Genomic DNA, 12,631 nt, shown 5'->3' on the forward strand with positions numbered 1-12,631 from the left:
AACACTCAGCGCGGGAGAACGCTCGCCCCCATCAACGCCTCGTCGATCGAGCGTGCCGCCTGGCGGCCCTCGCGGATCGCCCAGACGACCAGCGACTGGCCACGACGCACGTCGCCGGCCGCATAGAGCCTGTCGACGCTGGTCCTGTAGTCGCGGTCATTTGCCTCGACATTCCTGGAGCGGCGGCTGTCGGTGGCGATCTTCATCTCACCCTCCAATTCCCCAGCCACTCCGGCCGCAGCCGGCCCGGCAAAGCCGATGGCGATGAAGGCGAGATCGGCGCGGATGACGAATTCGGTGCCGGCGATCGGCTTGCGCTTGTCGTCGACCTCGCAGCATTTGACGCCGGTCAACTGGCCTTCCTCGCCGATGAATTCGAGTGTCGCCACCTGGAATTCACGCTCCGCGCCTTCGGCCTGCGAGGACGAAGTGCGCATCTTGGTCGCCCAGTAGGGCCAGACCGAAAGCTTGTCTTCCTTCTCCGGCGGCTGTGGGCGGATGTCGAGCTGGGTGACGCGCACCGCACCTTGGCGAAAGGCGGTGCCGACACAATCGGACGCGGTATCACCGCCACCGACGACGACGACATGCTGGCCGCCGGCGATAATTGGATGCGACGGCCACGCCACCGACTGGATAGGTTCGCCGCCGACCCGGCGGTTCTGCTGCACCAGATAGGGCATCGCGTCATGCACGCCGCCGAGATCATCGCCGGGGATACCGGCCGCGCGCGGTGTTTCCGAACCGCCACAATAAAGCACGGCATCATGTTCGGCGAGCAGCTCGGCAACCGGCTTGTCGACGCCGACATTGACGCCGCAATGGAAGGTCACGCCCTCGCCCTGCATCTGCTCGATGCGCCGGTCGATATAGTGCTTCTCGATCTTGAAGTCGGGAATGCCGTAACGCATCAGCCCGCCAGGCCGGCTCTCGCGCTCGTAGACATGGACGTCGTGGCCAGCGCGGCCAAGCTGCTGGGCAGCCGCCATGCCGGCCGGGCCGGAGCCGATGACGGCGACCCGCTTGCCGGTCTTCTTCTCCGGCGGATAGGGCCTGATGTGGCCGGTTTCATAGGCCTTGTCGGCAATCGCCTGCTCGACCGTCTTGATGGCGACGGGAATGTCCTCGAGGTTCAGCGTGCAGGCTTCCTCGCAGGGTGCGGGGCAGATGCGGCCGGTGAACTCCGGGAAATTGTTGGTCGAATGCAAGTTGCGGATCGCGTTGTCCCAGTCGCCATTGTAGACGAGGTCGTTCCAGTCCGGAATCTGGTTGTGGATCGGGCAGCCCGTCGGCCCGTGGCAGAACGGAATGCCGCAATCCATGCAGCGCGCGGCCTGTTTCTCAACCTCCTTGTCCGACATCGGCAGCGTGAATTCACGGAAATGCCGGATGCGATCGGAGGCCGGCTGGTACTTATGCACCTGCCGGTCGATTTCGAGAAAGCCTGTTACCTTGCCCATAGTCCAGTTCCTGCTGTCCAGATGGTGCGGTTTTCGCCGCACCCGTTAACCTCTTGAGGCAGCCATGGCAACCTTGCGCCCGAGGTCAAACTGTCGATGAAGATAGGCCGGGAAGCCTGGGCACCCCGGCAATTGCAAAAGCCTATTCCGCCGCGACGCCCATGCGCATGCGTTCCATCTCGATCAAAGCGCGGCGGTATTCGACCGGCATGATCTTGCGGAACTTCGGCCGGAACGTCGTCCAGTCGTCGAGAATCTCGCGACCACGTACCGATCCGGTGTAATGCACATGGTTCGAGATCAGCTGGTAGAGCCGCTCCTCGTCATGGCTGGTCATGTCGCCGGAGACGTCGACGCGGCCCTTGTGGTCGAGGTCGCCGCCATGGTGCAACAATCTCTCCATCAAATCGTCTTCTTCCGGAACCGGTTCCAGCTCGACCATCGCCATGTTGCAGCGCTCGGCGAAATCGCCCGCCTCGTCGAGTACATAGGCCACGCCGCCCGACATGCCGGCGGCGAAGTTACGGCCGGTCTTGCCGATGACGACGACGATGCCGCCGGTCATGTACTCGCAGCCATGATCGCCAACGCCTTCGACGACGGCGGCCACGCCCGAGTTGCGCACGGCGAAACGTTCGCCGGCGACGCCGGCGAAGTAGGCCTCACCCTCGGTCGCGCCATAGAGCACCGTATTGCCGACGATGATGGACTCCGCCGCGACGATCTTGGCCTCTTCCGGCGGCCGGATGACGATGCGCCCGCCCGACAGGCCCTTGCCTACATAGTCGTTGCCAGCGCCGACAAGCTCGAACGAGATGCCGCGCGCCAGGAACGCACCAAAGGACTGGCCGGCGGTGCCGGTCAACTTCACCGAGATCGTATCCTCGCGCAGGCCCTTGTGCTTGAAGCGCTTGGCCACTTCGCCCGACAGCATGGCGCCGGTGGAGCGGTCGACATTGCGGATGTCGACCTCGATCTTGACCGGTTGCTTGCTTTCGAGCGCCGGCTTTGCCAGTTCGATCAGCTTGCGGTCGAGCACGTCGTCGATCGGGTGCTTCTGCCGCTCGGTCCAGTGCACCGCTTCATGCGGCGCATCCGGCTTGAAGAACATCTTGGAGAAATCGAGCCCGCGCGCCTTCCAGTGCACGATCAGGTCGCGCTTTTCCAAGAGATCGGTGTCGCCGATGATCTGGTCGATATGGGTGTAACCCATCTCGGCAAGCAGACCGCGAACCTCTTCCGCCACGTAGAAGAAGAAGTTGATGACATGCTCGGGCGTACCCTTGAAGCGCTTGCGCAGCACCGGATCCTGCGTCGCAACGCCGACCGGGCAGGTGTTGAGATGGCACTTGCGCATCATGATGCAGCCGGCCGCGATCAGCGGCGCGGTCGAGAAGCCGAACTCGTCGGCGCCGAGCAGCGCACCTATGATGACGTCGCGGCCGGTGCGCAAGCCGCCATCGACCTGCAGCGCAACGCGCGACCGCAAGCCGTTCAGCACCAGCGTCTGGTGCGTCTCGGCAAGTCCCATTTCCCACGGGCTGCCGGCATGCTTGAGCGAGGTCAGCGGCGAGGCACCGGTGCCGCCATCATAGCCCGAGATGGTGATGTGGTCGGCGCGTGCCTTGGCGACGCCCGCCGCAACCGTGCCGACACCGACTTCCGACACCAGCTTGACCGACACGTCGGCCGCCGGATTGACGTTCTTCAAATCGTAGATCAGCTGTGCCAGATCCTCGATCGAATAGATGTCGTGATGCGGCGGCGGCGAGATCAGGCCGACGCCCGGCGTCGAATGCCGGACCTTGGCGATGGTCGCGTCGACCTTGTGGCCGGGCAGCTGTCCGCCCTCGCCGGGCTTGGCACCCTGCGCCACCTTGATCTGCATCATGTCGGAATTGACGAGGTATTCGGCCGTGACGCCAAACCGCCCCGAGGCGATCTGCTTGATCGCCGAGCGTTCCGGGTTCTTGCCGCCGCCGGGCAGAGGCAGATAGCGGTCGGCCTCTTCGCCGCCCTCGCCGGTGTTCGACTTGCCGCCAATCTGGTTCATCGCGCGCGCCAGTGTGGTGTGCGCTTCGCGTGAGATCGAGCCGAACGACATCGCCCCGGTCGAGAACCGCTTGACGATGTCGGCCGCCGACATGACGTCGTCGAGCGCGACCTTCTCGCGGCCGGTTTCCTCGGCCAGCTTGAGCCTGAACAGGCCACGAATGGTCTGGGCGCGGGCCGTCTCGCTGTCGATCTGGGCGGAATAGTCCTTGAACGTTTCCCACGATCCCTGGCGCACGGCGTGCTGCAAGGTGGCGACCGCATCGGGCGACCAGATATGCGCCTCGCCGCGCATGCGGAACATGTATTCGCCGCCGACCTCCAGGCTGTTGCGCAGCACGGGGTCGTTGCCGAAACCGTCATTGTGGCGGCTGAGCGTCTCGGCCGCGATCTCGTCCAGCCCGACGCCTTCGATCAGCGTCGCGGTGCCGGTGAAATATTGCTGCACGAAATCGGTCTTCAGCCCGATGGCATCGAAAATCTGCGCACCGCAATAGGACTGGTAGGTCGAGATGCCCATCTTGGACATCACCTTGAGAATGCCCTTGCCGATCGACTTGATGTAGCGTGAGACGACTTCGTAGGCGTCCACTTCCTTCGGCAGTTCGCCGCGCTTGTGCATGTCGAGCAGCGTGTCGAAGGCGAGGTAAGGGTTGATCGCCTCGGCGCCATAGCCGGCAAGGCAGCAGAAATGATGCACTTCACGCGGCTCGCCGGATTCGACGACGAGGCCGACCGAGGTGCGCAGCCCCTTGCGGATCAGGTGATGATGCACCGCCGCCGTCGCGAGCAGCGCCGGGATGGCGATGCGGTCCGGCCCAACCTGGCGGTCGGACAGGATGATGATGTTGTAACCGCCGGCGACCGCCGCCTCCGCCCGCTCGCACAGGCGGTCGATGGCGCCCTGCATGCCTGCGGCCCCTTCGGCGGAGCCATAGGTGATGTCGATCGTCTTGGTGTCGAAACGGTCCTCGGTGTGGCCGATGGAACGTATCTTTTCGAGATCGCCATTGGTCAGGATCGGCTGGCGGACCTCGAGCCGCTTGCGGCGCGAATTGCCGACCAGGTCGAAGATATTCGGCCGCGGTCCGATGAAGGACACCAGGCTCATCACCAGCTCCTCGCGGATCGGATCGATCGGCGGGTTGGTGACCTGGGCGAAGTTCTGCTTGAAATAGGTGTAGAGCAGCTTCGACTTGTCCGACATCGCCGAGATCGGCGTGTCGGTGCCCATCGAGCCCACCGCTTCCTGGCCCGTCGTCGCCATCGGCGACATCAGGAGCTTGGTGTCTTCCTGGCTGTAGCCGAACGCCTGCTGGCGATCGAGCAGGCTGACATCCTTGCGCAGCGCGCGTGGTTCGACCGGCTTCAGATCTTCTAGGATGAGCTGCGTGTTGGCGAGCCAGGTCTTGTAGGGATGCTTGGTCGCGATCTCCGACTTGAGCTCCTCGTCGGAGACGATGCGCCCCTTCTCCAGGTCGATCAGAAGCATCCGGCCGGGCTGCAGCCGCCACTTCTTGACGATCTTCTCCTCCGGCACCGGCAGCACGCCGGCCTCCGAGGCCATGATGACGCGGTCGTCGTCGGTGACGATATAGCGCGCCGGGCGCAGTCCGTTGCGGTCCAGCGTGGCGCCGATCTGGCGGCCATCAGTGAAGACCACCGCCGCCGGTCCATCCCACGGCTCCATAAGTGCTGCATGGTATTCGTAGAAGGCCTTGCGATCGGCATCCATGAGCTTGTTGCCGGCCCAGGCTTCCGGGATCAGCATCATCATGGCGTGGCTGAGGCTGTACCCGCCCTGGAACAGGAACTCGAGCGCATTGTCGAAGCAGGCGGTGTCGGACTGACCGTCGTAGGAAATTGGCCAAAGCTTCGAGATGTTGTTGCCGAACAATTCGGAATCGACCGAAGCCTGCCGCGCCGCCATCCAGTTGTTGTTGCCGCGCACGGTGTTGATCTCGCCATTGTGCGCGACCATGCGGTAGGGATGCGCCAGCTTCCACGATGGGAAAGTGTTGGTCGAGAAGCGCTGGTGGACGAGGATCAGCGCCGTCTCGAAGCGCGGATCGGTCAGGTCCTTGTAATAGGCACCGACCTGGTAGGCCAGGAACATGCCCTTGTAGACGATGGTGCGCGCCGACAGCGACACGCAATAGGCGCCGATGTCCTTGTTGTCGTTCTCGGCATAGATGCGACCCGATATGACCTTGCGGAGCAGATAGAGCCTGGCCTCGTACTCCTCGTCATCGGTAATGTCTGGCGTGCGGCCGATGAATATCTGCCGATGGGACGGCTCGGATGCCACGATGTCAGGCGCCTTCGACAGCGACGAATTGTCGACGGGCACGTCACGGAAACCGATGAGCGGAAGCCCCTCGGATTGCGCCGATTCAGCAATGATATCCTCGATATGGGCGCGGAGCGCCGCGTCCTGCGGCATGAACCAGTGTCCGACGCCGTACTGACCCACCGGCGGCAGGTCGATGCCCTGGGCTGCCATCTCTTCGCGGAAGAAACGGTCGGGAAGCTGCACCAGCACGCCGGCGCCATCGCCGACCAGCGGGTCGGCGCCGACGGCGCCGCGATGCGTCAGGTTTTCGAGCACGGCCAGCCCGTCCTTGACGATCTGATGCGACTTCACGCCCTTCATGTTGACGATGAAGCCGACGCCGCAGGCGTCATGCTCGTTGCGCGGATCGTAAAGGCCCTGGGCGGAAAAGCCGTTGGCGGTTCGGCCGATATTGGATCGCAAGGTGTTTTTGACGGTTGCCGCTTTCGTCTGCGCGGCCTGGCCGTTCGTCGCAGAGTGCGTCATGTCCGTCATCTCCTGTCCTCCATTCCAGCCCTTCGGGCGCTGGTTTGCCTCGGCAAGCACTTGGCTCACCCTGATCCTTGCGGCACGTCTTGCGAAATCCTTGCCGAACCAGGCGACTTTCCGCATGGTTCGTATTCGTACAGGCCAGAGTTACTCCTACTGGCAACAGTCTGGCCGTCCACCTGTCGCTCGCGGCAACAGCCGGAGAGGCCCAAATGATACGCCAATCCAGCTTGTTTTGTGCGACAAAATAAGACAGCACTACTGTCCTAAATTTTTATGACAGAAATCCCGGACGCACACAAGACCGATTCACAAAAAACTTAGGCCTTTCGCGACAGAAAATGTCGTGAAGTTGAGGAAGAACGTAAGCTTCAGTCGCAGGCCTCTTCCCTGCCGGCTGGCTGGCTTTACCGATTTTCCTGCGCCTGCCCCTTGCGATCAGCACGTGAAACCGGTCAACTTCCGGCTGATTTCCCCAGAACCCCGATTTCCCAAGACATAGGCAGAATGCATGTTCTTCGCTTCCGACAACTGGGCAGGCGCCCATCCCGATATCGTTGCCGGCCTGTCGGCCGCGGCCGGCGGCTTTTCCACTGCCTATGGCGACGGTGCGCTCGACCAGGCCGTCTATCAGCGCTTCAGCGAGATTTTCGAACGCGAGGTCGCGGTGTTCTTCGTCGCCACCGGCACGGCCGCCAACTCGCTGGCGCTGACCACTTACAACAAGCCGGGCGGCATTTCCTTCGCCCACCGCGAATCGCATGTCATCGAGGATGAATGCGGCGCGCCAGTGTACTTTTCCGGCGGCTCGCGCCTGCATGACATCGATGGCCCGCTGGGCAAGATCGACCCGCACAATCTGGAAAGGACCATTGGCCGTTTCGCGCCCGAAATCGTCCATTGGGGACGGCCGATGGCTGTTTCGATAACCCAGTCGACCGAGGTCGGCACCATCTACGGGCTGAATGAGATCGAGACGATCTCGGCGATTGCCAAGAAGTATTCGGTGCCCCTGCACATGGACGGCGCCCGCTTTGCCAACGCGCTGGTCGCGCTTGAGACCACACCGGCCGAAATGACCTGGAAACGCGGCGTCGACATCCTCTCCTTCGGCGGCACCAAGAACGGCTGCTGGTGCGCCGAAGCGATCGTGCTGTTCGATCTCGACCGCGCCAAGGAGCTGGCCTTTCTGCGCAAGCGCGCCGCCCAGCTGTTTTCGAAATCGCGTTTCGTCGCGGCGCAGTTCGAGGCCTATTTCAAGGACGGATTGTGGCTGGATACCGCCCGCCACGCCAACGCCATGGCCGCGCGCCTTGCCGCGGCGATCGAGGATTCGGCCACGGCAAAGCTGGCCTGGCTGCCGCAAGCAAACGAGGTGTTCGCGGTGATCAAGAAGGCCGAAGCCGAAAAGCTGCAGGCAGCCGGTGCCGCCTTCTACGACTGGCACAAGCCGCATGGCTTTGACGGTCATATCGGCGAGGACGAGTTGCTCTATCGCTTCGTCACCAGCTTTGCGACGACGGCCGAAGATGTCGACCGCTTTGGCCAGCTGATTGCCTGATAGACCGGGACAATGGAACACAGCGGATCAGGTTTGAGGACACATCGGCGGTTTTGCCGTTCGCTTCACTGGACGGCTCAGTTGCGGGCGGTGCTGGTCACGATACTGCTCGCTTCCAGCCTGCAAGGCGCTTGGTCCCAGACCTGTTCGATGACGGCCGCCAACGGATCGTATGGCGTGGTGGACATCCTGAGCGGTGCGGCTGACGATACGACGACAACCTTCTCGATCAATTGCACCGGGACGGCCAACCAGACGGTGCGCCTGTGCGTCGAACTGTCACCCGGTCAGACGAACGCCGCCGGCAATCGCCGGCTGGCGTCCGGCTCGGAGCGGCTGGTGCATGAACTCTACAGCAATGCGACGCGAACGACGATATGGGGATCGTGGGGCCTGGCGACGACAGCCTACGGCCTCTATCCCATCGGGACGACCTACGATCTCGGCCTCGGTTCCTCTGGCAGCGCCAATGCTACGCTGACGGTTTACGGCAGGGTATTCTCCAACCAGACCACCTCGGGACCTGGATCATATACCTGGACCATGACCACCGCGCCCGCCGCCGCCTATGACTACAGGACTGCCGCGGCGTGCCCGACAGGCAGCCGGCAAGCCACCTCCAGCGGCTCCACCTGGACCGCGACAATCAACGCGAACTGCAACGTTTCGGCCACCAACGTGAATTTTGGCTCGGTCGGCGTGCTGGCATCGAATGCCGATTCGACGGGTTCGGTCACGGTTCAATGCACGGACGCGACCCCCTACAACATCGGGCTCGGCGCCGGAACCGGATCCGGCGCCACGGTCGCCAGCAGGAAGATGACGAGCGGCATCAGGACTGTGACCTATTCGCTCTACAGCGACACCGGTAGGACCACCGTCTGGGGAAACACGATCGGCACCAACACCGCTAGCGGCACCGGCACCGGGCTGGACCAGGCATACACCGTATACGCCCGCGCCCCTGCGCAGACCACGCCTGCGCCTGGAACGTACACCGATACAATCGTCGTCACGGTCACCTACTGACAGGTCACAGGCGGCGGCCCCTATGTCAGCGGCAGGCGACCGGAATGACCAATTGCCCGTTTGCTTTCGGCGTGTAGCCGAACGCTGCCTGGCACGACCCCTTGGCGGTTTCGGCGGCGACGATGTTCTCGCGTGCCAGTCCCTTCACATAGGCGCGCCCGTCATAGCCGATGACGAAGTCCTGATTGCCATTGATCGTGCCATGCGACCCGGCCTCGAGCGGCTGTCCATCAGGCCCCGACAGGATGAGGACGGCCGCGTCCACATTCGTGCGAACCCGGAAATCGACCCGAACTCCAGCCCGGTCGGCTGGCGCGATGACGTCCTGCGTTGTCGCGACGTCGGCGTCGACGGGCAGGTTGGTCGTGTCGATGGCGATCTTGTTTCTCTGATAGGAGCGCAGGCGCGGCAGCAGCAGCCGGCCCTTTGCATCGGTGACGCCCGACGGTCGGTTTTCGTAGAGCACGCCGACATTCGGCAAGCCTGTTTCGATGACGGCGAAACTGTCGTCGATCCGGTCTGTCAGGAAGATGCCGGATCCCATCGTTGCGATCGCCCCGTCGAACTGGGCTGTCGCCGTGGTGCCGGAGTTCGAACGGGCGACGTCGGCGTCGGCACGCCCGTGGGAAGAACGATAAGAGACCGCCGCGGAGCCCTCCGCGGATCGGCCTTGGGTGACGCTGGCCCGCCAGCCAAGGCTTCCCGGTTCCTCGCCGAGCGGCTTGCTCACGTCGGCGATCACGTCGAACCTGCCCCTGGCGGCGGAAATGGCCGTCGATGCCATTGTATCGCCGCCGATCGGGATCGACAGCCCGGCGAAGAGGCCGGCGTTGCGTCGCCCGCCAAGTTCGGCGAACGCGGTGGCATTGAGATAGCCGAAAGGCAGCGTTCGCGAATAGGAGGCGGTGAGTATCCTGGAGCTTTCGCCGCAGGCCGGTGTCAGATCGATGTAGCTTGCGCTGATGCTGCCGCGGTCGAAAGACAACGGGGTTCCGGCGGAAATGCTGTTGACCATCTTCGGCGGCCTGGATCGGGACGAAGCATCAGCGGCGCCTGGATCGAATGACAGCAGATTGAGGAAGGCGTGACCGGCCGTTCCGCCGTCCTGAAGCCGATCGGTCACCGAGGCGAGATCGTCATAAGAACCGAAGGTCATCTGCGAACTGGCATTGATGCTGAGGGTCCGGACCCTGATCTCGAATGAGGCATAGGACTGCAGGCCATTGCCCGCTTCGCTGCGGCTGCCAGCCAGCGCGAACGAGGCGATGCCTAGCGAGCCGGTGCGCACCGCCATGCCGAGCCCGCCATTGACCAGATCCTTGCCGGCCTCCGCGTGGCTTTCCAGCGTCAGCCAGTCGTAGATACCCTTTCTCAGGCTTGCCGATATGACAGGCTGATTGGCGGCATAGGCATCCGACGTCGTCGCATAGCCGTGCCTGGGCAGGCCGGCCTCCAGCGAGAAGTCGAAGAGGCCTGGCTTTAGCAGGCTGGGCGAGGCGTAGAACGGTACGCTCGTGCGCGTCTCATGGCCGGCCGCATCGCGCAGCACGACAAGTGCCTCGCCGCCAGCCGTGGTGACTGGAATGTCGGTGATCTGGAACGGACCCGTATCAACCGTGTGCGAATAGGTCTTCAGGTCGTTGACATAGACGTCGACCGTCGACGGCACTGCCGCGCTGCCACTCACCGAGGCAAGCGGCTGCGTGATGAGGTCCGCTCGAAGCCCGAAATTGCGGCGCGCCTGAAGCCCGCCAATGCGTATCGGCCGGGTCCAGGCAAAGCCACCGGAAATCGCATCGCCAGCCTGATATGTCGTCAGCGTCGCCGGGTCCGAATAGGTATAGGCGGTGTCGAGCCTCAATGCATCGGTGCGTCCATTGTCCGCCAGCCGCAGGATCGCCGACTGGCCGAACGTGCCAACCGGCGAAAAGGCCCTCGCGTCGAGGGTTGTGGAAACACCGCTGAAGGAGAAGCCGCTTGCGCCGGGCTCCTGCCGCGACGCCGCGAACAGATTGTAGTTGAGGACACCGCCGAACCCTGCCTGAATATCCGGCGATGCCTCGTGATCCGGCGCCGCGTCATATGACATTGTCCCGCGCAAGCCATTGCCGATGGTCAGGAAAATGCGCTGCTCCGCCACCTCGTAGCGGTAAGCCAACCCCTTGATATTGTCGAGCATGATGGTTGCGGCGTTGGATCGGCCCTTGCCCGGATCCAGTCCCAAGTCCCGCAACTCATCCGGCTTTGCGCCCAGATGCCGCCCGTCGGTAGATACGAATGCCGCGATCTGATTGGTTGGAGCGCCGTTGATGAAGACTTCGAGCTGAAGCTGCTGGACCGCCCCCGAAGCCTGATTGGATAGTGTCAGCGCGGCGGCCAGTGTCGACATTGCCAGCAGGCAAGCCGCATTCACGGTGCAGCGACAACCGGCGCAACGGCGTTGATCGTGCCATCATTGCCTTGGCCGGAGATCGAGACCGATCCCTTGGCGGCAAATTTGCGCCCGCCGGCTGGTGCCGTCCAATGCATTGCCGACTGGCCGAGCGCATATCCGACGAGCCCGCCCCCGAATGAGATCTTGTGTCCACCTGCGTCACGCAGCGAAAGTGCGGAGATGCGCAGGCGCATACCGCCCTTGTTTCGGGCCGAAACGATCAGCCGCCCGGCCTGCCTCGAGACAGTCCAGTCGACGGCCGGCGGCGTTTTTTGTGGAGAGCTGAAAAAGACCGGAATAGAGTGGCGAATCAGCAGTCTCACGGTGCCGGTCCTTGTGCGGTTGGCATCAGGAAGTTCGTCCACCAGAAGACGATAGGCTTCCTCGGCCGCTATGGGCCGCTTCGTCACGCGCACGATGCGTACGACATAGCCGGCGCCAGGCACGAGCGTGACGGCGGGAGGCGAGGCAACGACATCCTCCGTCGGCGTCAGGGATTCGTTGCCATTCACTTGCGTCCAGCGAAAAACACGAATCTGCACATTGGTCGGCGTCGGTCCTTCGTTGCGAAGCGTGATGGTCGACGATGCACCGGGAGCCACGACGTCGACGAGGGCGGGTTGCACCTGGAGGGACTCCGCCCATACCGGCGCACCGCTGAAAAGCAGTGCTCCCGCCAAAATCCAAGCCAGCTTTGTCCAGCTCATTTCCCGCTCCCCCAAATGCCGACCGCCAAGTGACAGCCTAATCCTAATAGGTCACTGTGACCGTTACCGTGTCTGTATAGGCTGCTGGCGCAGGCGTGGACTGCGTCGGCACGCGTCCATATACGGTAAAGCTCTGGGCAGAACCGGTGCCCGTCGCCGAAACCGTGTTGGTTCCGATTGTGCTGCCCCAAACGGTCGTTCTGCCGCTGTCGCTGTAGAGTGAATAGGTGATCGTCGAGGCGCCATTGGTCATCTTGCGCGCCGCAACCGTCGCGCCCGAACCGGTGCCGGCGTCCAGACCAATGTTGTACGGGGTGGTGTTCGTGCACTGAACCTGGACCGTCGACGTCTGGTCGACATTGGCCGCAATGACGCCCGATGAACCGAAGTTCAGCGTCGAAGCGCTGCTGATCGTGCAGGATGCGGTGATGGTCATCTGCACGGTCATGTTTGTTGTCGTCGTCGTAGCGCTTGCCTCACCGCTGAAAAGCGCTGAGATGGCCAGGCACGCTGCTGTTTTGCGCCACATTCGAAGAGGGTCCTTTTCCAGTGTTTCAGTGAGAAGGC

Annotated in this window: 7 protein-coding genes; 2 read left to right on the forward strand and 5 right to left on the reverse strand. The window is 63.1% G+C overall.

Annotated elements, in window-relative coordinates; all coding sequences use genetic code 11:
• Positions 1-5 precede the first annotated feature (5 nt).
• Both EJ076_RS30465 and gltB read right to left on the reverse strand, forming a co-directional pair.
• On the reverse strand, positions 6-1,460 hold the full coding sequence (locus tag EJ076_RS30465; protein WP_126070354.1) for a glutamate synthase subunit beta: 1,455 nt from the start codon (positions 1,458-1,460) through the stop codon (positions 6-8).
• A gap of 142 nt (positions 1,461-1,602) precedes the next feature.
• On the reverse strand, positions 1,603-6,339 hold the full coding sequence (gltB, locus tag EJ076_RS30470) for a glutamate synthase large subunit (RefSeq protein ID WP_126071177.1): 4,737 nt from the start codon (positions 6,337-6,339) through the stop codon (positions 1,603-1,605).
• Positions 6,340-6,844: 505 nt separating this feature from the next.
• On the opposite strand from gltB, the gene EJ076_RS30475 reads away from it, so the two are divergent.
• Positions 6,845-7,894, forward strand: a complete 1,050-nt coding sequence (locus EJ076_RS30475; protein ID WP_126070355.1) for a low specificity L-threonine aldolase — start codon at positions 6,845-6,847, stop codon at positions 7,892-7,894.
• A 12-nt stretch (positions 7,895-7,906) separates the two neighbouring features.
• Positions 7,907-8,923, forward strand: a complete 1,017-nt coding sequence (locus tag EJ076_RS30480; RefSeq protein ID WP_109659266.1) for a spore coat protein U domain-containing protein — start codon at positions 7,907-7,909, stop codon at positions 8,921-8,923.
• Positions 8,924-8,948: 25 nt separating this feature from the next.
• On the opposite strand, the gene EJ076_RS30485 is transcribed toward EJ076_RS30480, so the two are convergent.
• Genes EJ076_RS30485 through EJ076_RS30495 form a run of 3 tightly spaced genes read right to left on the reverse strand, consistent with a single transcriptional unit; the run spans position 8,949 to position 12,593 of the window.
• Positions 8,949-11,312: a fimbria/pilus outer membrane usher protein gene (locus EJ076_RS30485; RefSeq protein WP_126070356.1), complete on the reverse strand. Its 2,364-nt coding sequence runs from the start codon at positions 11,310-11,312 to the stop codon at positions 8,949-8,951.
• 20 nt (positions 11,313-11,332) lie between these two features.
• Positions 11,333-12,064, reverse strand: coding sequence for a molecular chaperone (locus EJ076_RS30490; protein WP_206438748.1), 732 nt, complete (start codon positions 12,062-12,064; stop codon positions 11,333-11,335).
• A 43-nt stretch (positions 12,065-12,107) separates the two neighbouring features.
• Complete coding sequence (locus tag EJ076_RS30495; RefSeq protein ID WP_109659262.1) at positions 12,108-12,593, reverse strand: spore coat U domain-containing protein; 486 nt, start codon at positions 12,591-12,593, stop codon at positions 12,108-12,110.
• Between the last annotated feature and the right edge of the window lie 38 nt (positions 12,594-12,631).

This window comes from Mesorhizobium sp. M7D.F.Ca.US.005.01.1.1 (assembly GCF_003952545.1).
Lineage (GTDB): Bacteria > Pseudomonadota > Alphaproteobacteria > Rhizobiales > Rhizobiaceae > Mesorhizobium > Mesorhizobium loti.

Bases quoted from the DNA above. Each gene is read 5' to 3' on its own strand.
- EJ076_RS30465 (WP_126070354.1), bottom strand. From the start codon at position 1,460: ATGGGCAAGGTAACAGGCTTTCTCGAAATCGACCGGCAGGTGCATAAG.
- gltB (WP_126071177.1), bottom strand. From the start codon at position 6,339: ATGACGGACATGACGCACTCTGCGACGAACGGCCAGGCCGCGCAGACG.
- EJ076_RS30475 (WP_126070355.1), top strand. From the start codon at position 6,845: ATGTTCTTCGCTTCCGACAACTGGGCAGGCGCCCATCCCGATATCGTT.
- EJ076_RS30480 (WP_109659266.1), top strand. From the start codon at position 7,907: ATGGAACACAGCGGATCAGGTTTGAGGACACATCGGCGGTTTTGCCGT.
- EJ076_RS30485 (WP_126070356.1), bottom strand. From the start codon at position 11,312: ATGTCGACACTGGCCGCCGCGCTGACACTATCCAATCAGGCTTCGGGG.
- EJ076_RS30490 (WP_206438748.1), bottom strand. From the start codon at position 12,064: ATGAGCTGGACAAAGCTGGCTTGGATTTTGGCGGGAGCACTGCTTTTC.
- EJ076_RS30495 (WP_109659262.1), bottom strand. From the start codon at position 12,593: ATGTGGCGCAAAACAGCAGCGTGCCTGGCCATCTCAGCGCTTTTCAGC.